The sequence below is a fragment of the Trinickia sp. EG282A genome (assembly GCF_040965455.1).
Taxonomy (GTDB): domain Bacteria; phylum Pseudomonadota; class Gammaproteobacteria; order Burkholderiales; family Burkholderiaceae; genus Trinickia; species Trinickia symbiotica.
Window position 1 is genome coordinate 441,833 of the sequence record NZ_JBFRCC010000005.1, and the last position, 20,606, is coordinate 462,438.

The window sequence follows — 20,606 nt, forward strand, 5'->3', positions numbered from 1 at the left end:
CCAGATACCAGGTGGCTCTCCATGTGGCCGCTCCGGCCCACCTACCGTCAACATCAACGATACTGTCGGCAAGTTCGTCTGGAACTTGAGGGTTCGCTAGGTCTTGCCTGCGATCGATGCATCAAGAGCTATCGGCGTGGCCGCGCTGGCCCGGTGCACAACGACGTTGTTCAAAACGCCGTTCGCCTCACGGTGCCAAAGGCCGCACGCCTCAGCGTTACTTGTTCTGATATTGCAGGAAAAGCGGCGAGGCGCCGACGGGGCGCAGCCAATATACGCGGCCCGTGCCGTTGAAGGCGTGCTTCCGTTGGTTAGTGCGCGGAGGCCGATATCGACATGCTGCGGGTGGAAAAGCGTCTGCCGCAGCACGCAAGCGACAGACATTGAGGCGGCGAAGCGCCTGGCAAATGAGTGGAGAGAGTGAGATGAGCGAAAAGCTAACGACCTTTGACCCTGCCGAGGACCTAGGCAGTGAGGAAGCGATGGCAGTGTTCATGGCTGAGGCGTTCGAGACGAACGATGCGGCCTACATCGCGCATGCGCTTGAGGTGTTGGTCCGTGCGAAGGGGATGGCGCAGATTGCGGAGCAAACGGGGCTCACGCGTGGGCAACTGCAGGGATAGCGAGATTGCTGCGACCCGTCACCGTGCCGTTGTGCGAGAAAGGAAAAGGCAGAAATGAGCAAAGTAGACACGCGCGTCCGCCGTGTGACGAAGCCGGGCGCGAACTTGTTTGCCGAACTGGACTTTGCGCCCGAGGAGGCGCGGCTGTACCAGGAGCAGTCGCGGGCCCTCATGAGTCAAGCGCTTGCACTTAAGGAGCAACTCACGAGCCGTGGGGCGCCAAGCTGTGACGAAGAGGGTTCGTGCGGCCCGCTGGCCTAGTTCTTCATCTCGCCGGTAACCGTCGTGAATCCCTCAGCAAGTGGCGAATCGGCGCTATTCGGTAATAGCGCCTAAAAGTGTCGCCCGCCGCGACCTACCGACGCCCCATTGACGCAACAGTCTCCGCGCAAGCCTTCGCGACATCCTCAACCACGGAAACCCAATCCCCCGCACGCGATTGCCTAAATAACCGTGTTGTCCCCGGATACCAGGGCGAATCCGTGCGCTCGCGCATCCAGCGCCAATCGGTCCCCGTAGCCGGCAACAGCACCCAGCACGGCTTGCCGAGCCCGCCCGCGAGATGCGCGACCGCTGTGTCGACGCAGACGACCAGGTCGAGTTGCGCGATCACCGCCGCACTATCGGCGAAGTCGTGAATATCGCCAGCGAGATCGAGAACGCGCCGATACGCACCCAGCGACTGCAGCTCATTTTCGCCTTGCCCTTTCTGCAGACTCACAAAGCTGACGCCGGGCAGGCTCAACAGCGGCGCAAGCGTTTCGAGCGACGGCAAAGAGCGGTGGGCGTCGTTGCCATGTCCAGGGTGACCCTTCCACACCAGACCCACGCGCAAACCTGTCAGCGGCGCGAGCCGCTCCCGCCACTTTGCAACGAGCTCGGCGGACGGCTTCAGATAAACAGCGGAGGGGATCGACTCCACCGTCGTGCCCAATCGAAACGGAATACTGAGCGGAAGCGTCCAGAAGTCATATTCCGCACGCGCAAGCTCTGATTGGGCGTCGACAACCGCGTCGAGATACGCAAGCCTGTTAAATAGCCCGTGAAGCACGGGAGCACATGCCAGCGTGATCCACGCCGCCCCCCGCGCTTTCAGTAACGCGAGATAGCGGCCAAATTGGATCATGTCGCCGAAACCTTGTTCCTGCCAGACGAGCACTGCCTTACCCTCGAGCGATTCGCCTCGCCACTGCGGATAAGTGAACTCCGGAGCGAACGACGTGCGATAGGTCAGCGTCTTATCGTAGCGAGCTTCGTAGAGCGGCCAACCCTCGGCAAAGCGGCCGGTGGCGAGCAGCAACGTGCCCAACTTGCCTCGGGCGTCGGCGTATCCCGGCTGCGTCGCCAACGCCTGCCGATAGGCCGCTTCAGCCTCGTGCAAACGACCGAGGTCCATCAGTACCGTACCAAGATCGTGGTGAATGACGGCGCTGTCAGGTAGAACAACGAGCGCCTCGCGGCACACCGCTTCCGCGTCCAATAGGCGATCGCGTGTCTTCAGCAGCGCGCAAAGGTTATGGCGGGCATCGAGGTAATCGGGGCGGATTGTTAACGCCTGCCGGTAGGAAGACTCGGCTTCGTCCCAGCGCCCGATTCCATGGAGCAACACCCCGAGGTTGTAGTGGGCCTGGTCGTAATCCGGCTTCAGTCGTATGGCCTGCCGCCAGTACATTTCCGCGTCGGTCTTCCTGTCGAGACTGAGCGAGCAGGCCGCCGCGAGGTTGAGCGCCTCCGCCACTGTCGCTTTGTCCGGCTCACCAGGTTCGAGGAGCGGCAGCAGTATGGTCAATGCGTCGAGGAATCTGCCGTTCGCATACAACGCAAGCGCCGCCTGATATCGGTCGGCGCGGGTCAAGGCAGGCTGCGGTCCAATGCTCATCGATTTTCGTTTTTAACCGGCGGGTTCACATGGCGACACGAAGCGTGGCCGACGAGAACGAGCGTGTCAAGCCGGTTCGGAGGCGGTATCCATAAAACTCATACAAAAGCGCAGCGGCGCGACGCCGGGCTGGCTCCCATGCGATACGGGAAGCCGCGCAAAAATCGAAAAATCGGCGTCTTCCCACTATAAATAGCACCTATATTGATTGCATCATCCGTGGCGCGCCAGCCGCCTTTCGCTCTTTCTCGCGGGTCTTTGAAGATGACCGCTATCCTCACGCCTCTGCCTGAAGCCTCCTTCGTCGAATATGAAAACCTCAAGGCGATCCTCGAAGCGGCAAGCCCGCGCATGACCATCAATGTCGTCGGTGAAGTGAAAGCCGGCGAGCGCTCGTTCGCCGTCTACGTGGCCACGCTCGGCTCGTCTGATCCGCGCGCGCCCGCCATCGGTTTTTTCGCCGGCATTCATGGCCTCGAGCGAATCGGCACGCAGTTACTGCTGGACTATATGCGTGTGCTGTTGTGTCGTCTCGAATGGGACCAGCTGCTGCAGCAACAGCTTCAGTCGGTCCGGCTCGTCTTCATGCCGATCGTCAATCCGGGCGGTATGTGGGCTATGACACGTTCGAATCCGAACGGGGTTGATTTGATGCGAAACGCGCCGCAAAGCGCGGAAGGCCGCGTTCCGTTTCTCGCAGGCGGGCAACGCATCGGCCCCTGGCTTCCCTGGTATCGCGGCAGGCGCGGCGCACCGATGGAAGTGGAGGCGGCATTGATGATACGCGTCGTCGAAGAGGAGTTGATGTCGCGGCCGCTCAGCTTCGCGCTCGACTGCCACTCCGGTTACGGCTTTCGCGACAGCATCTGGTTTCCCTATGCGAAGTCGACGAGGCATATCGCGCATCTGCCCGAGATGTACGCGCTGAAGGCGATGCTCGAAGGCGCTTACCCCCACCACGGCTATCTTTTCGAGCCGCAGAGTCTGCAATACCTCGCTCATGGCGACCTTTGGGACTACGCTTATGACCGTGTTCGCGCCCCGTCGGTTTTCTTGCCGCTGACGCTCGAGCTCGGCTCGTGGCTCTGGATCAAGGAGAACCCGCTTCAAATCTTGAAGCGCGAGGGCATCTTCAATCCGATCAAGGCGCACCGCACCGAGCGAGTCTTGCGGCGGCATGCGACGCTGTTCGATTTCCTTGCGCGCGTGGCGTATGCGGGCGAGCGCTGGTTACCGCAAGGTATCGGCCGGCAGCAGTTGATGACGCGAGCGATCGAGCACTGGTACCGGAGGCACAGGCAGTGACGACATGGGTCTTGCTGCGCGGTTTGACTCGCGAGGCGCGGCATTGGGCCGACATGGCCGAGCAACTGCGCGCACGCGGTCTCGAAGGGGACATCGTTTCCGCGGATCTGCCCGGGACCGGCGTGCATTGGCGGGTTCGCTCGCCCGCGAATGTGCCGGCGCTCGTGGACTTCGTTCGTGCCGATCTGCATTCGCGCGGCTATGCGCCGCCGTTTCGCGTGGTCGCGCTTTCGCTCGGCGCGATGGTCGCGCTGGCATGGGCGCAACGCGAGCCGAGCGAGATCGAGCGCCTCGTCCTGATCAATACGAGCATGCGGCCGTTCAATCGGCCTTTCATGCGCCTGCAGCCGCGCGCGCTCCCGGAGCTGCTGTGCGCGGCGCTGAACTGGCGCAGCCGGCGGGATGCCGAAACGGCGATCCACCATCTCACTTGCAATCGGCGCGACATGCGCGATACCGATCTGGCCAAATGGATCGCCGTCTATCGAAGCGCGCCCGTCAGCCGCGCAAATGCATTACGTCAGCTTTGGTCGGCGGCGCGCTTCAAGGCGAATGCCGCACCGCCGCAATGCCCGGTCCTCGTGCTGTCGTCGCAGCGCGACGCGCTCGTGCATCCGGGATGCTCTTCGGCAATCGCGGACGTCTGGCATGCGCAGCACCGGCAGCACCCGTGGGCAGGGCACGACCTGCCTCATGACGACCCGGTATGGCTTGCGAGTTCGATCGCGGGCTGGGCCGCCGCGCTAACCGCAGAGAATGCGGCCAGCCGCGGCTGACCAGGCAGGCGGAGGCGCCGGCATTTGCCGGTAGCTGCGGTAGGGCGACCGGCGCATAATCGCGGTTGCGAGCAAGAGCAGGCCCGAAACCTGCCCCTCGAACGCATTGTCGCCCGCCGCGGAGGACATCATGCTGACGAAGAACGAGGAAGCGGTTACGCATCTGCTGGACGATGTCGTCGAGCATGCAAGAGGAAGATGGCCCCGAGAGGCTTTCGGACCGATCGAATCGTTCCTGCGCTCCTATTACGAGCTCGTCGACTCTCAAGACATGCAAAGCCGCTCGCTTGCCGATCTCTACGGCGCGGCGATGGCACACTGGCAGCTCGCGCAGAAGTTCGTCTCGGGCGCCCAGGTGCTGCGCGTCTACAACCCGGTCGTCGACGAGCACGGCTGGCATTCCGACCATACGATCATCGAAATCGTCAACGACGACATGCCGTTTCTCGTCGACTCGGTGACGATGGAGGTCAATCGGTCGGGGCTCACCCTTCATTCGGGCATGCATCCGGTCTTTCGCGTCTGGCGCGGCGCCAACGGCGCCATCGAGCGGATCGAGCCCGGCGGTGCCGCGCGTGCCGACGACGTGACGGCCGCATCGTCGCATCTCGAGTCGTTCATTCACTTCGAGGTCGACCGATGCGGCGATGCTGCGCGGCTCGCTCAACTGCGCGCCGATATCGCGCGCGTGCTCGGCGACGTGCGCGCCGCCGTGGAGGATTGGCCGCGCATGATGGACGGCGCGAAGCAGACCATCAAGCGCCTCTCCACGCAAGACGCGGGCATGGAAACCGCGGAAGCGCGCGCGTTCCTCGAGTGGATGGTGGCCGACCATTTCACGTTCCTCGGCGTGCGCGACTATGAGCTCGTTTCGCACGGCGACGGTCTCGCGTTGCGCGGCATCGACGGAACGGGGGCCGGCATTCTGCGAGAAAGCCTGCGTGCGCCCGGCGCTTCCGATACCACGCCGCTGCCTCAAGCCGCGTTGAGTCTCGTCGACGAAACGTCGCCGGTCTTTCTGACCAAGGCGAACTCGCGCGCGACGGTCCATCGTCCCGGTTATCTCGACTACGTCGGCGTCAAACTCTTCGACGAGTCGGGTAAGCTGGCCGGCGAACGGCGCTTTCTCGGGCTCTATACGTCGACGGCTTATACGCTGCCGATCGCCGATATCCCGATAGTGCGCCGCAAGTGCGCGAACATCGTACAGAAGGCGGGCTTCCTCGCGAAGGGCCACCTTTATAAGTCGCTCGTGACGGTGTTGGAGCAGTATCCGCGCGACGAGCTTTTTCAAGCCAACGAGGATGAGCTCTACGATATCGCGCTGGGCATTCTGCGGCTGCAGGAGCATCAGCGAACGCGCCTTTTTGTGCGGCGCGATCGCTTCGAGCGTTTCGTTTCGTGTCTGGTCTTCGTCGCACGGGAAAAGTACAACACCGACCTGCGCCGCCGCATCGCCAAGCTGCTCGCCGATGCATTCAACGGGACGAGCGTCGAGTTCACGCCGTTGCTGTCCGAATCGCCGCTCGCGCGCATCCATATCGTCGTGCGGACGGCGGCGGGCGCGTTGCCGCAGGTCGACACGCATGAGCTCGAGTCCCGGCTCGTCCATGTGACGCGGCGCTGGCAGGACGATCTGGCGGCGGCACTGCTCGAACGATTCGGCGAGGAAGAGGGCAATCTGCTGTTGCAGCGCTACGGGGAATCGTTTCCCGCCGGCTATCGCGAGGACTATGCGGCGCGCACCGCCGTGCGCGACATCGAGCTCATCGAAGCGGCGCGTGAGCACAACGTGCTTTCGATGAATCTCTATCGGCCGATCGAAGCCGCCGCGCGCGCTTTTCGGTTCAAGGTCTATCGCGTCGGCCAATCGATCGCGCTCTCGCGCAGCTTGCCGATGCTCGAGCACCTCGGCGTGCGCGTCGAAGAGGAGCGTCCGTATCTGATCGAGCCTCGAGGCTCGACACCCGCGTGGGTGCACGACTTCGGCCTCGAGCTTGCCCATGATGCGGAATTCGATATCGAGCGCGTGAAGGCGCTCTTCGAAGAGGCGTTCGCCGGCGTCTGGAACGGCGAGATCGAGAACGACAACTTCAATCGGCTCGTGCTGCTGGCGGAACTCGGGGCGCGCGAAGTGTCCATTCTGCGTGCGTACGCGAAGTATCTGCGGCAGGTGGGCTCGACGTTCAGCGATGCGTACATCGAGCGGGCGGTGACCGGGAACCCGGCCATCGCGCGCAAGCTCGTCGAGCTCTTTGTCGCCCGTTTCGCGCCGACGGTCGGGCCGGCACGGGCGGCACGGACTGAGGAGCTGCTGCACGAAATCGAAAGCGCACTCGATCGGGTCCCCAATCTCGACGAGGATCGCATTTTGCGTCAGCTCCTCGGCATCATGACGGCGACGCTACGTACGAATTACTTCCGGCGCGATGTGAATGGCCGGCCGCTGCCTTATCTTTCGTTCAAGCTCGATCCCAAACAGGTTCCGGGTTTGCCCGAGCCGAAGCCCATGTTCGAGATATGGGTCTACTCGCCGCGCGTCGAGGGCGTGCATCTGCGCGGCGGGCGTGTGGCGCGCGGAGGATTGCGCTGGTCCGATCGGCGCGAGGATTTCCGCACGGAAGTGCTGGGCCTCATGAAGGCGCAGATGGTGAAGAACACGGTCATCGTACCGGTGGGCTCGAAGGGCGGGTTCGTCGTCAAGAACCCGCCGCCCGCCATCGATCGTGAAGCCGTCATGCGTGAAGGAATCGCGTGCTACCAGACCTTTCTGCGCGGGCTGCTCGACGTGACCGACAACCGCGTCGGCGGGGCCATCGTGCCGCCTCCCGATGTGACGCGGCACGACAGCGACGATCCGTATCTCGTCGTCGCGGCCGATAAGGGCACGGCGACATTTTCGGACTACGCGAACGCGATTGCCCGCGAGTACGGGTTCTGGCTCGACGATGCCTTTGCATCGGGCGGCTCCGTCGGCTACGACCACAAAAAGATGGCCATCACGGCTCGCGGCGCCTGGGAATCGGTCAAACGCCATTTCCGCGAAATGGGCGTGGATACCCAGACAACGGACTTCACGGCCGTCGGCATCGGCGATATGTCGGGCGATGTATTCGGCAACGGCATGCTGCTGTCGCGTCATATCCGGCTCGTCGCGGCCTTCGATCATCGGCACATCTTCCTCGATCCCGACCCGGACCCGGAGGCGAGCTTCGTCGAGCGGGAACGTCTTTTTGCGCTCGAACGGTCGAGCTGGGCCGATTACGATACGGCCCGTATCTCGGCCGGCGGCGGAGTTTATCCGCGCACGGCCAAGACGATCGTGCTTTCGCCTGCCGTTCAGGCCTCGCTCGGTGTGCGCGCGCACGCGCTGGCGCCGAACGAGCTCATCCGCGCGATCCTGCTCGCACCCGTCGATTTGCTCTACAACGGCGGCATCGGCACCTATGTGAAGGCGACTCACGAAACGCATGCGCAGGTCGGCGATCGAACCAACGACGGCGTGCGCGTCAATGCCGCGGATCTGCGCGCCAAGGTCGTCGCGGAGGGCGGCAACCTCGGCCTGACGCAGCTCGGGCGCATCGAATATGCCTTGAAAGGCGGCCGCATCAACACCGATGCAATCGACAATTCAGCCGGCGTCGATTGTTCGGACCATGAGGTCAACATCAAGATCCTGCTCGGACTCGTCGTGGCGGATGGCGAGATGACCGAGAAACAGCGCAACGCGCTGCTTGCCGAAATGACGGATGAAGTAGCCGATCTCGTCTTGCGCGACAACTATCAGCAAACGCAGGCGCTCTCGATCGCAAGGCGATATTCGGCCGATTCGTTCGAGGCCGAGGTACGGTTCATGCGCGCGCTCGAGCGGTTGGGGCGCTTGAACCGCGTGATCGAATTCCTGCCGACCGACGAGGACATCGCAGAACGGCAGGCGGCGAAGGGCGGCCTCACCTCGCCGGAACGCGCCGTGCTGCTCGCCTATAGCAAGATGTGGCTCTACGACGAGCTACTCGAATCGAATCTTCCCGAAGATCCGCTCGTCGCCGACATGCTGCGCGATTATTTCCCGAAGCCGTTGCAGGCGCGCTTCGCCGACGCGAGCGAGCGCCATCCGTTGAGACGCGAGATTCTTGCAACGCATCTGACGAACGCACTCGTCAACCGCGTCGGCTGCGCATTCGTCCATCGGTTACAGGAGGAAACAGATGCTAACGCGAGCGAGATTGTCCGCGCCTGTATCATTGCGCGTGACGTGTTCGACATCGGCCGTCTTTGGGGTCGCATCGATTCACTCGACAATCGCGTCGCAGACGATATTCAGGCGCGCATGTTCGTGGAAGTCGTGCGCCTGATGGAGAATGCGGCGCTTTGGTTCTTGAGGCATTTTCAGGCGCCGGGTCTTGCGCGCGCCGATGCGGCGAGCGTGGCGGCCGTGATCGATCGCTGTCGCGAAGCCGTGCATCGGCTTGCGCCTCAGCTCGATCAGTTGCTGCCGGCCGACGATCTGGAGCGGCTTGCCGAGCGACGCCATTCGCTCGAAGAGGCCGGCGTCGATGGCGAGCTCGCGACGCGCGTGGCAAGCGGCGAGATCTCGGCGGCGATGCTCGATATTGCCGATATCGCATCGACGACCGGCAAGCCGCTCGAGCTCGTCGCGGGCGTTTATTTTGCGCTGGGCACCGCCCTCAACCATGGGTTCATTGCCGAGCGCGCGAATGCGCTGCCGACGCATACGCACTGGGACGTGCTCGCACGCGCCGCGGCGCTCGCGGAGTTCGCGCGGCTCAAGCGCGCGCTGACGGCCAGCGCGCTCGCCGAGGCAGGCAGCCGCGCCACGGCCGACACGATCGCGCAAGACTGGCGTGACAAGCGCGCGGCGTCGCTCGAGCGCTATGAACGGCTGATCGCCGAGCAGCGTGGCTCGGGAGGCGCGAGCCTATCGATGCTGCTCGTGCTCGTGCGCGAGATGGCCACACTCGAACAGGCGTGAACTGTCGGCCGGCACGGACGGTCGTAACGCCAATCGACAAACAATCTACGGGCGATGCGCGGGCGAGAAGCGTGCGCCAGCGCGCCGCCATTCGTGAACTTTCGTTCTTCTATGCGCAAATCCTTTTTTATTGCGTTGCTCTTTTCGTTCATTTGCTCGATCGCCTGCGCAGCGGCGCCGACGCCGGCAACCGCGTCCGCGCCCGCATCGGCGGCGGCCGCCGCTTCGAACCCGTCTCCGGTAGTCCTGACGCCCGACCAGGCAAAGCATGCGCTCGAGGTGCTCGACGATCCGAAGGCGCGCGCGAAGCTCGCCGATACGCTGCGGGCCATCGCGGCGGCCGGGGCGTTGAGCGCTCCACCCGCGGCGGCGAGCGCGCCCGCCGCGCCGGCCGCGTCGCCGGCAAGTGCAGCGTCGGCTGTATTGGCGGCCATCGCGGTGAAAAATGGCCTCGTTTCGCAGTTGTCCAGGCAGGCGGCAGTCAGCCTGCGCAGCGCGGGGGACGCGGTCCGGCGTTCGGCAGCGGCATTGCTCGACGTGCACTCGGTCGGCTCGTGGTGGCGCTATGAAATCGCCAGCCCGCAAGGGCGCACGCAACTGCGCGAGCTCGCAAGCACACTGTGCGCCGCGCTATTGCCGGCCTGGCTCATCGGCGCGCTCGTGGCTCGCGCGCTGAGAAGGCGTATCAACGCGCTCGGCGGAAAGGTCGAACCCAGCGATGCCGCGTCGACCGGAGGCGTCGATTCAGCCGGCGAAGCCGCGGCCGCACTGGACGACGTGTCGAAGCAACCCAGCACGTATGGGCCCGATGTCGATGCGGAGCGGGTAGCCCGTACTCAACGCAACACCGCGCATGCCACGCGCCAGTGGTCGTTGCTCCAACGCCTGCCTTTTGCACTGCTGCAGACGCTGCTGAAAGCGTTGCCGCTCGTCGTCTCCGTGTTGATCGCGGTCTTCGCGGCGTCGATATTGACGGATGACGGCACCGCCGAAGAGCGCGTCATCGATACGCTGATCCAGATCTTCGCTATTGCCCGTCTCGTCTCGCTCGGCTGCGAGCTGCTGTTCGCGGCGGATGCGCCGAAGCTTCGATTGCTGCCGATGTCCGACACGACGGCGACCTTCGTCGAACGTTGGCTCGTGCGGCTGACCGCCGTTCTCGCGCTCGGCATTGCATGCGCGGAGGCGCCCGTTCCGCTCGGGCTCACGCCCGATGCGCACGAGGGCATCGTGAAAGCGGTGACGCTGATCGGGCACGTCATGCTCGCGCTGCTGATTCTCCAGTTGCGCAAGCCGGTGGCACAGTGGATCCGGGCGTGGAGCGAGCGTGCGCACGTGTTCGCATTCCTCGGGCATTGGCTCGCGGACGTATGGGCCTATATCGCCGCGTTCGCGGTGATGGCCCTCTGGTTCGTGTGGGCGCTCGACGTGCAAAACGGCTATCGCGTGCTGCTCGATCGCGGCGGCATATCGGTTGCGATCCTGGTCGGCGCGCGGATCGTCGCAATCGTCACATCGGGCGTGCTCGGCCGAATCTTCAGGTCGTCGAACGGCGAGTCAGGCTCGATCGCGCTGCAGCGGGCGCACCGTTACTACGCGTTGCTGCGTCGGCTCGCGTCGTTCGTGATTCTGGTCGTGGCGCTCACCTTCGTCTTGTCGGCATGGGACATCCATCCGTGGCAGTCTCTTTTTGCTTCGGACATCGGCAGACGGCTGCTCTCGGCCTTCATCACCGTGGCCGTGGCCGCATGTCTTGCGATCGTCGTCTGGGAGACGATCAACGGCGCGATCGAGCGGCGGCTCAAGCGGTGGATGGCGAGGGGCGATCTGCTGCGCGCCGCGCGGTTGCGCACGTTGCTGCCTATGTTCCGTACGACGCTCTTCGTCTGCATCGCGCTCGTGATCGGCTTGACAGGGCTCTCCGAGATCGGCGTGAACGTCGCGCCCTTGCTCGCGGGCGCGAGCATATTCGGTGTCGCGCTCGGCTTCGGCTCGCAAAAGCTCGTGCAGGATTTCATCACGGGGATGTTCCTGCTGATGGAGAATGCGATGCAGGTCGGAGACTGGGTGACGGTCGCCGGTGTGTCCGGCACGGTCGAGTATTTGTCCATACGGACCGTTCGATTGCGCGGAGGCGACGGTTCGCTCTACACAGTACCGTTCAGCTCCGTGACGACGGTCAACAATACGAATCGCGGCCTCGGCAACGCGGCGGTGCGCGTCAGCATTGCGTACGGGCAGGACGTCGAGCTGGCCGCCAAGACACTGCAGGAAATCGGCGCATCGTTGCGGGAAGATCCGCAATTCAAGGACGGCATCGTGTCCGATTTCAGCTTCTGGGGCGTCGATCAAGTCGACGGTGCGATGGTCACGCTGGTGGGCCAGATACAATGCCGCGATTCGGCGCGCTGGCCCGTTCAGCGCGAATTCAACAAGCGTATTCTCGAAACCTTCCGCGAGCGCGGCATCGAGATAGCGAATCCTCTGCGCACCACCATGGTGTCGCCTGGAGGATCCTCGGCTGCGGGGCCTGAAAGTGCCGCATCGGGCGCCGTACCCGAAGCAGAACCCAAAGAGGCACCCAATGCGGAATCCAATGGAGATCCGCGAGATTCAAAAACAGAATCAGAAGCGCAATCCAACGCACTGCGTGAGGCACATACCGGAAGAATCGAGAGAGAGAGACGAAAAGGCATGAGGTGACGATGAGTGCGCATTTGTCTGGGTGAGCGGGCGAGTGCGCAGGCGGGTGCGCGAAGCGGGCGGGCCTGAACATCCGTTTTTTTTTGCTACGGATGCCTTTGGCCGGCCGCTTCTCTATACTCATTCGGCTGACAAGCAGCGAGCAGTTCTCGTTAAAGAAATCATTAACAAAAGGAACGCCTATGCTCACCCGTACCATTTCATCGATCGCGGCCATCGCGTTGGCCGCCTGTGCCGCGACGGCCTCGAACGCACAAGATAACGGCGATACTTTCGCCGAGTCCGCGTCGCACGGCCGCCCGGTCAAGGTCATGATCATTTCGATGTTCGCGCCGGAAGGGCAGGTCTGGCTCGATCATCTCGGGCCCTGGGAATCGATACCCGTCGCCGGACTGTCTCCCGACTATCCGGACGTCCACTGCAACAAGCAGGACATTTGCGTGATGACGACGGGCATGGGTCACGCGAACGCCGCGGCCTCGACGATGGCGCTCACGTTCTCCCCGCGGTTCGATTTGCGCCATACCTACTTCCTCGTGGCAGGCATCGCGGGCATTGATCCGCAGCAGGGCACGCTCGGCTCGGCGGCATGGGCGAAATATCTCGTCGACTTCGGCATCCAATGGGAACTCGACGGCCGTGAGATTCCGCCCGGCTGGAATACCGGCTATCTCGGCATCAACACGAAAGATCCGACGCAAAAGCCGCCGCTCGACTATCGAACGGAAGTCTTCCAGTTGAATACGGCGCTGGCCGACGCGGCATTCGCGCTATCGCGCAACGTTCAGCTTTCCGACAGTGACGAGGCAAAGGCGGCGCGCGCCAAATATGGTTATGCGCCCGCGGATCTTCCGCCTGCCGTCATTCAATGCGATACGCTGGCGGGCGATACCTGGTGGTCGGGCACGCTGCTCGGCGAACGCGCACGCCAGTGGACGAAAATTCTCACCGACGGCAAGGGCGTGTATTGCACGACGCAGCAGGAAGACAACGCGACGTATGAGGCACTTTCGCGTGCTGCCAATGCGCACCGTGTGGACTTGAGCCGCGTGGCCGTGCTTCGCTCGGGATCGGACTTCGATCGGCCGTACCCGGGCCAGAGCAGTGCCGAGAACTTGCTCAACTATGCCGCTCAGGGCGGCTTCCAACCCGCTGTCGCGAACCTGTTTCTAGCGGGGAATCCGCTCGTTCAGGATATCGCGACGCATTGGAGCGAATGGCGCCACGGCGTTCCACAGCGCTGATCGCTCCGGCCGCCGCGGCGCGTTGCCGCGGCGGAAACGGCGTCCAAACCGGCGCGTCGCTGTTCCAATGATCGAGCAGTGACGAATCGGCATCGAACATGTTCGCCTCCGGCTTATTCGCCGGCACGCGCCACGGCGACGCCGTTGTTGCCTTCTTGCAGGGCAAGGCGCTCAGCTTGCGTTTGGCCTTGCAGGCTCAGGTTCGGGTACGTCGTCTTGTTGAGCGACGCCAGCGTGCCTTCGCGCCACGCGGCGTCGCGTTCAGCGACGACTTCCGCACGCGTCTTCGCACCGGCGCCGATCCACGATTGATCGTTGTACGTGCCGTTGTGGCCGATGCCACCGTCGGCGAAAGCCGCCGTGCTGGCAAGGAGGGAGGCGAAAAGGGCGGTGGTGACGATGCGCTTCATGATGATGCTCCTGTCGATTGAGGGGCGGCACCGAAGATCGGTACCGCGACAGGTGCAAATTTAGGCGCCTCGGCAATCAGGATAAATACGAGTATTCCGAAATGAATTGTTCTCCAGCAAGAACAATCTCAGGCCATCCATTCGTTCACGACCGGCGTATCGAGACGTGGCGCGCTTTCGAGTTCTTCGATCGTCCGCTTGCTGCAGGTCGCCTCGAGGCTTTGGCGGCCGCTCAAAAGCGGGCAGCGGTCGAATACTTCCGCTATCCAGTCGACGAAAACGCGTACCTTCGGCGAGAGGTGCCGACTGTGCGGGTAGACGGCCGAAATCGGCATCGGCAGCGGCTTCCACTCGGGCAGCACCTCTTTGAGCGCACCCGAGCGCAAGTGCGGCAGCACCATGAAGCGCGCCATCTGGATCAGGCCGAACCCTTCGAGTGCGCAAGTGACGTAGGCGTCCGCGTCGTTGACCGAGACAGCGCCCGCCATCTTCACCTCGACTTCCTTGCCGTCGACGAGGAACGCCCAGTCGAGGATGCGCCCCGTTCGGCTCGAGAAATAGTTGACCGCCTTGAACCGGCTCAAGTCCTCGAGCGTCTGCGGCACGCCGGCGCGCGCGAGGTAATCGGGCGATGCGCAGGTCACACCTTCGAAGAGGCCGATACGGCGCGCGACGAGCGACGAATCCTGCAGGGCGCCGACGCGAATCACGCAATCGACGCCTTCTTGCAATAAATCGACGGGGCGATCGGAAAAGCCGAGTTGCAGATCGATATCCGGATATTGTTTGTGGAATTCGCACAGCGACGGAATTACGATCGTTCGTCCTATCGATCCCGGCATGTCGACCCGCAGCTTGCCGTTCGGCTTCTTGTTGCCGTTTTGCAGACTGCTCTCCGTCTCGTCGATGTCCGCCAGAATGCGGACGCACCGTTCGTAATACGCCGCGCCGTCCGGCGTGAGGCTCAAGCGGCGCGTCGTCCGGTGCATGAGCCTCACGCCGAGGTGAGCCTCCAGATTCTGGATGATGGTCGTCACCGAAGCGCGCGGCAGATCGAGCGTTTCCGCGGCTTTCGTGAAGCTGTTCGTGTCGACCACACGCGTGAACACCTGCATGGCCTGAAGCCGATCCATCTTGGTTTCTCCGAAGAAATAGCAATCGCCGCGTACGTGCGCGCGTGCCTGCACGAATGCGGTGAATTGTTCAGAGGTAGTGAATTGTGTTGCCGGATTATAGGCATTTATCCGGAGTTTTGCTGAACCCACAATTCGGGTCATTGTGAAACTCTCGCGCTTTGCGCGTCCGATCATGCGTTCCACCCCTTCCCGCGGCATGGTTGCGGGCTCCTCGTCAGGCGAGCCGGCGCTCGACGTCAACGAGATCCAGATTGCCGGCTATCAGTCCACGATCGGCTTGCGGCTCTATCGCCGCGCCGGCACACGCGGCTTGCCCGTAGTGCTTTACCTGCACGGCGGCGGATTCGTGCGCGGCTGTCTCGACGATGCCGACGCGGCGGCGCGCCATTTCGCGGAACATTTGTCCGCACTGGTCATATCGGTGGATTACTCGCTCGCGCCGAAACATCCGTTTCCCGCGGCCCTCGAGGACGCCTACCGGGCCGCGCGCTGGGTCGATGCTGTCGGCCGCGTCTTCGGCGCGGGCGGCAAGAAGCTGTTCGTGGTCGGCCATTGCGCCGGCGGTCACATCGCGAACGGGCTGTCATTCGTCGCGCGCGACCGCGGCGAGGTGCGCATCGATGCGCAGGCGCTGTTCAGCCCGATGCTCGATCCGAGCATGACCTGTCTTGCCGACGAAAGCCGTGTTGCGTCGGACATTTCGGCGAGCCAATGCGCGGCAAGCTACCGAGCCTATCTGCCACAAGCCTTGCAGCGCATGCATCCGTATGCGGCGCCGCTCGAATCGGCAAGGCTCGCCGGCTTGCCGCCGACTTTCATCGCCACGGCCGAGAACGATCTGCTGCATCTCGAGGCGGAGAAGTACGCGGCGCGGCTCATCAGCGCCGGCGTGCCGACGCAAGTCGTCCGGTATGCGAGCGCTTCGCACGAGCACGTCGCACGCGAACGGCAGGCCTTGCACGACGCGGTTTGCTTCTTTCGAAGCCGCCTCGACCAGCCGACCGTCACAGGCCGCTGATCCGAAACGTCATACAACGACGAACAACCAATAACCAACAATCGAAAATCACTAACCGGAGCCTCGTATGTCCAAGCCATTCTTTCGTACACGCATTGCCTACGCGATTGCCGCCGTCATCGTGCTGGCCGGCGTCGGCGTCGTGACCGCCGTGCGCGTCGACGCCAGCAATCCGCCGCCGGCGTCCGCGCCGATGTTGCCCGAGGTCGACGTCGCGACGGTGCTCGAGAAGACGGTGACCGATTGGCAGGAGTATTCGGGCCGCCTCGAAGCGATCGACAAAGTGGACATACGTCCGCAAGTGTCGGGCACCATCGTCTCGGTCAACTTCAAGGACGGCTCGCTCGTGAAGAAGGGCGACGTCTTGTTCGTCATCGATCCGCGCCCTTATGCCGCCGAGGTCGATCGTGCCGAGGCGCAGCTCGCCGCCGCCAAGGCGCAGGAGGGCTACGCGGCGGCCGACTGGCAGCGCGCGCAGCGACTCATCGAGGACAACGCGATCGCGAAGCGCGATTTCGACGAGAAGAAGAACGCCGCGGCTTCGGCGGCGGCGAACGTGAAGGCGGCTGAAGCCGCGCTCGAAACGGCGCGCATCAACCTCGGCTATACAAAGATTGTCGCGCCGGTGTCGGGCCGGGTATCGCGCGCCGAGGTGACGCTCGGCAACGTCGTGTCGGCCGGAGCCAACTCGGTGCCGCTCACGACGCTCGTTTCCGTGTCGCCGATCTACGCTTCGTTCGACGTCGACGAACAGACCTACCTGAAATACATCGGCCGCGCACGCACGGGCACCAGTGTGCCTGTCGAGCTCGGGCTTGCGGACGAATCGGGCTATTCGCGCTCGGGCACGATCGCGTCCGTCGACAACCGGCTCGATGTTTCGTCGAGCACGATTCGGGTGCGCGCGCGCTTCGACAACCCGGACGGCACCCTGGTACCGGGCCTGTACGCGCGAATCAAGGTGGGCGGCGGTGCGCCGCATCGGGCACTGCTCGTCGACGAAGCCGCGATCGGTACCGACCAGGACAAGAAATTCGTGTTGGTGGTCGACGCCCAAGGGCGCGTAGGTTACCGGAACGTCTCCCTGGGCCAACTGCACGGCAATCTGCGCGTGATCACGGCGGGCCTGAACGCAGGCGAGCGGATCATCGTGCACGGCGTCCAGCGCGCGCGGCCCGGCGACAGCGTGCGTCCTCACATGATCGCGATGGACGGCGGCGCCGCGAGCGGCGATCAGGCCGACGCGAAGGCGGCTTCGGCCGATTCGTCGAATTCGTGAGTCTCGTAAGACGGCCCTTTACCAGAACGTGACATGAACATCTCCAAATTTTTTATCGATCGGCCGATCTTCGCAGGGGTGCTATCGGTCCTGATCCTGCTGGGAGGCGTCATCGCGCTCTTTCAGCTGCCGATTTCGGAGTACCCCGAAGTCGTCCCGCCATCGGTCGTCGTGCACGCGCAGTATCCGGGCGCGAACCCGAAGGTGATCGCGGAAACCGTGGCATCGCCGCTCGAAGAGCAGATCAACGGCGTCGAGAACATGCTTTATATGCAGTCGCAAGCCAACAGCGACGGCAACATGACGCTCACGGTGACGTTCAAGCTCGGCACGAATCCTGATCTCGCGACTCAGCTCGTGCAAAACCGCGTGAACCAGGCGTTGCCGCGTCTGCCCGAAGACGTGCAGCGTCTCGGCGTCACGACGATCAAGAGCTCGCCGACGTTGACGATGGTCGTCCACCTCATCTCGCCGAACAATCGCTATGACATGACGTACCTGCGCAACTATGCGGTGCTCAACGTCAAGGATCGGCTCGAGCGTATCCAGGGCGTCGGTGAAGTGCAGCTCTGGGGTGCGGGCGATTACGCCATGCGGATCTGGCTCGATCCGCAGAAGGTGGCCGAACGCGGTCTCACCGCGAACGACGTCATCAATGCGATCCGCGAGCAGAACGTCCAAGTCGCGGCCGGCGTCATCGGCGAGTCCCCTTCGTTGCCCGGCGTTCCGCTGCAATTGTCGGTCAACGCACGCGGGCGTTTGCAGACGGAAGGGCAATTCGGCGCGATCGTCCTGAAGACGTCGCCGACGGGCGGCGTGACGTATCTGCGCGACGTCGCGCGCATCGAGCTCGCGGCGTCCGAGTATGGCTTGCGCTCGCTGCTCGACAACCAGCAGGCCGTCGCGCTCGCCATCAATCAGCAGCCCGGTGCCAATTCGCTTGCGATCTCGGATCAGGTTCGGCGCGATATGGCCGAGCTGAAGAAGGACTTCCCGGCCGGCGTCGATTATTCGATCGTCTATGACCCGACGCAGTTCGTGCGCGCCAGCATCGAAGCCGTCATTCATACGCTGCTCGAAGCGATCGCGCTCGTCGTCATCGTCGTGATCGTCTTTCTGCAGACTTGGCGCGCCTCGATCATTCCGCTCGTCGCCGTGCCCGTGTCGATCATCGGTACATTTTCACTGCTGCTCGCGTTCGGATTCTCGATCAACGCCTTGTCGCTGTTCGGCATGGTGCTGGCGATCGGGATCGTGGTCGACGATGCGATCGTCGTCGTGGAAAACGTCGAGCGCAATATCGCGGAAGGTCTTTCCGCGCGCGCTGCGACCTATCGGGCGATGCGCGAGGTGAGCGGACCGATTATCGCTATCGCGTTGACGCTCGTCGCCGTGTTCGTGCCGCTCGCGTTCATGAGCGGTCTCACCGGGCAGTTCTACAAGCAGTTCGCGATGACGATCGCGATTTCGACGGTCATTTCCGCGTTCAATTCGCTCACGCTTTCCCCGGCGCTTTGCGCGATCCTCCTGCGCGGCCACGACGCCCCCGAAGATTGGCTCACGCGCGTCATGAACCGCATCTTCGGCGGGTTCTTCCGGGCCTTCAACAAGGTCTTCAAGAACGGCTCGGTTGCTTATGGCCGCGGCGTGAAGGGCGTGCTCGGCCGCAAGACAGTGATGCTCGTGGTCTATGCGCTGCTCGTCGGCGCGACAGTGCTCGTGACGCGCGTCGTGCCGGGCGGGTTCGTGCCCGCGCAGGACAAGGAGTATCTCGTCGCGTTCGCGCAGCTGCCCAACGGCGCGACGCTCGATCGCACGGAGCAGGTGATTCGCGAAATGAACGACATCGCGATGAAGCAGCCGGGCGTCGAGCACGCCGTGGCGTTTCCGGGCTTGTCCGTGAACGGCTTCACCAACAGCTCGAGCGCGGGCATCGTATTCGTGGCGCTGAAGCCGTTCAAGGAGCGCGGCTCGCGCGCCCTTTCGGCCGGCGCGATCGCGGGTGCGCTGAACCAGAAGTATGCGGGTATCAAGGAAGCGTTCGTCGCCGTGTTCCCGCCGCCCCCGGTTCTGGGGCTCGGCACGCTCGGCGGCTTCAAGCTGCAGATCGAGGACCGCGGCGCGCTCGGCTATACGGAGCTCGACAAAGTCACTCAGGCGTTCATGCAGCGCGCCCGCAGCGCTCCCGAGCTCGGCCCGCTCTTCACGAACTATCAGATCAACGTGCCGCAGCTCAACGTCGATCTCGATCGCGTGAAGGCCAAGCAGCTCGGCATTCCGGTGACGGATGTATTCGACACCATGCAGGTCTATCTCGGCTCGTTCTACGTCAACGACTTCAACCGCTTCGGCCGCGTTTATCAGGTGCGCGTGCAAGCCGATGCGCCGTTCCGTGCGCGGCCCGACGACATCTTGCAGTTGAAGACGCGCACGGCCACGGGCGAAATGGTGCCACTCTCGTCGCTCGTCACGGTGACGCCGACGTTTGGCCCCGAGATGGTCGTCCGCTATAACGGCTTCACGGCCGCGGACATCAACGGCGGCCCGGCGCCGGGCTATTCGTCGGGACAGGCGCAAGCCGCGATCGAGCGCATCGCCGCGGAAACGCTGCCGCGCGGCGTGAAGTTCGAGTGGACCGATCTGACGTATCAGCAGGTGTTGGCCGGCAACTCGGCGATCTGGGTCTTCCCGATCAGCGTGCTGCTCGTGTTCCTCGTGCTGGCGGCGCTCTACGAGAGCCTCACGCTGCCGCTCGCCGTGATCCTGATCGTGCCGATGAGCGTGCTTTCGGCGCTCACAGGGGTCTGGCTGCTGCGCGGCGACAACAACATCTTCACGCAGATCGGGTTGATGGTGCTCGTGGGACTGGCCTCGAAAAACGCGATCCTGATCGTCGAGTTCGCGCGCGAGCTCGAGCATGACGGCCGCACGCCGATCGCGGCGGCAATCGAAGCGAGCCGCCTGCGTCTGCGTCCGATTCTCATGACGTCGATCGCATTCATCATGGGTGTCGTGCCACTCGTGCTGTCGACGGGGGCGGGCTCGGAAATGCGCCATGCGATGGGTATCGCCGTGTTCTTCGGGATGCTCGGCGTCACGTTGTTCGGGCTCATGTTGACGCCGGTCTTCTATGTGGTGCTGCGTACGCTTGCGGGCGGCAAGATCCACGTCGCGGGCAAGGACTCGAATGCCGATTCGGATGAGAAAGTCCGCGCCATGTCCGTCTCGGACGCATAAGGT

13 protein-coding genes are annotated in these 20,606 nt (G+C 63.5%); 10 read left to right on the plus strand and 3 right to left on the minus strand.

Annotation, left to right across the window (positions count from 1 at the left end; genetic code table 11):
* The first annotated feature begins 425 nt into the window (after positions 1–425).
* Positions 426–623 carry an addiction module antidote protein gene (locus AB4Y31_RS24905; protein ID WP_368676317.1) on the plus strand — a complete coding sequence of 66 codons (198 nt, stop codon included), beginning with the start codon at positions 426–428 and terminating at the stop codon, positions 621–623.
* 54 nt (positions 624–677) lie between these two features.
* Complete coding sequence (locus AB4Y31_RS24910) at positions 678–884, plus strand: hypothetical protein (RefSeq protein WP_368676318.1); 207 nt, start codon at positions 678–680, stop codon at positions 882–884.
* 94 nt (positions 885–978) lie between these two features.
* Here the strand turns inward: AB4Y31_RS24910 and AB4Y31_RS24915 are convergent, their stop codons facing one another.
* Entirely contained in the window at positions 979–2,502 is a 1,524-nt protein-coding gene (locus AB4Y31_RS24915; protein ID WP_368676319.1) for a tetratricopeptide repeat protein, read from the minus strand.
* A 264-nt stretch (positions 2,503–2,766) separates the two neighbouring features.
* On the opposite strand from AB4Y31_RS24915, the gene AB4Y31_RS24920 reads away from it, so the two are divergent.
* The 5 genes from AB4Y31_RS24920 to AB4Y31_RS24940 all read left to right on the plus strand — a co-directional run bounded on the left by AB4Y31_RS24920 (position 2,767) and on the right by AB4Y31_RS24940 (position 13,523).
* Complete coding sequence (locus AB4Y31_RS24920) at positions 2,767–3,807, plus strand: M14 family zinc carboxypeptidase (protein ID WP_368676320.1); 1,041 nt, start codon at positions 2,767–2,769, stop codon at positions 3,805–3,807.
* Positions 3,804–4,583, plus strand: coding sequence for an alpha/beta fold hydrolase (locus AB4Y31_RS24925; RefSeq protein WP_368676321.1), 780 nt, complete (start codon positions 3,804–3,806; stop codon positions 4,581–4,583). The genes AB4Y31_RS24920 and AB4Y31_RS24925 overlap by 4 nt, the downstream gene beginning before the upstream one ends.
* Positions 4,584–4,713: 130 nt before the next feature.
* On the plus strand, positions 4,714–9,576 hold the full coding sequence (locus tag AB4Y31_RS24930) for an NAD-glutamate dehydrogenase (RefSeq protein WP_368676322.1): 4,863 nt from the start codon (positions 4,714–4,716) through the stop codon (positions 9,574–9,576).
* Positions 9,577–9,687: 111 nt separating this feature from the next.
* Positions 9,688–12,279, plus strand: coding sequence for a mechanosensitive ion channel domain-containing protein (locus AB4Y31_RS24935; RefSeq protein ID WP_368676323.1), 2,592 nt, complete (start codon positions 9,688–9,690; stop codon positions 12,277–12,279).
* A 182-nt stretch (positions 12,280–12,461) separates the two neighbouring features.
* A complete protein-coding gene (locus AB4Y31_RS24940; protein WP_368676324.1) occupies positions 12,462–13,523 on the plus strand; it encodes a purine nucleoside permease in 1,062 nt (353 codons plus the stop codon).
* Positions 13,524–13,636: 113 nt separating this feature from the next.
* Here the strand turns inward: AB4Y31_RS24940 and AB4Y31_RS24945 are convergent, their stop codons facing one another.
* Both AB4Y31_RS24945 and AB4Y31_RS24950 read right to left on the minus strand, forming a co-directional pair.
* Positions 13,637–13,933 (minus strand): DUF4148 domain-containing protein, encoded by a 297-nt coding sequence (locus AB4Y31_RS24945; protein ID WP_368676325.1) that lies wholly within the window; start codon positions 13,931–13,933, stop codon positions 13,637–13,639.
* Positions 13,934–14,061: 128 nt separating this feature from the next.
* Positions 14,062–15,066 carry a LysR family transcriptional regulator gene (locus AB4Y31_RS24950; RefSeq protein ID WP_107151423.1) on the minus strand — a complete coding sequence of 335 codons (1,005 nt, stop codon included), beginning with the start codon at positions 15,064–15,066 and terminating at the stop codon, positions 14,062–14,064.
* Between the two features lie 175 nt (positions 15,067–15,241).
* Here AB4Y31_RS24950 and AB4Y31_RS24955 point away from each other — a divergent pair, with 175 nt between their 5' ends.
* The 3 genes from AB4Y31_RS24955 to AB4Y31_RS24965 all read left to right on the plus strand — a co-directional run bounded on the left by AB4Y31_RS24955 (position 15,242) and on the right by AB4Y31_RS24965 (position 20,603).
* Entirely contained in the window at positions 15,242–16,087 is an 846-nt protein-coding gene (locus tag AB4Y31_RS24955) for an alpha/beta hydrolase (RefSeq protein ID WP_368676326.1), read from the plus strand.
* A 67-nt stretch (positions 16,088–16,154) separates the two neighbouring features.
* Positions 16,155–17,366: an efflux RND transporter periplasmic adaptor subunit gene (locus AB4Y31_RS24960; protein ID WP_368676327.1), complete on the plus strand. Its 1,212-nt coding sequence runs from the start codon at positions 16,155–16,157 to the stop codon at positions 17,364–17,366.
* Positions 17,367–17,399: 33 nt separating this feature from the next.
* Positions 17,400–20,603: an efflux RND transporter permease subunit gene (locus AB4Y31_RS24965; protein ID WP_368676328.1), complete on the plus strand. Its 3,204-nt coding sequence runs from the start codon at positions 17,400–17,402 to the stop codon at positions 20,601–20,603.
* The last annotated feature ends 3 nt before the right edge of the window (positions 20,604–20,606 follow it).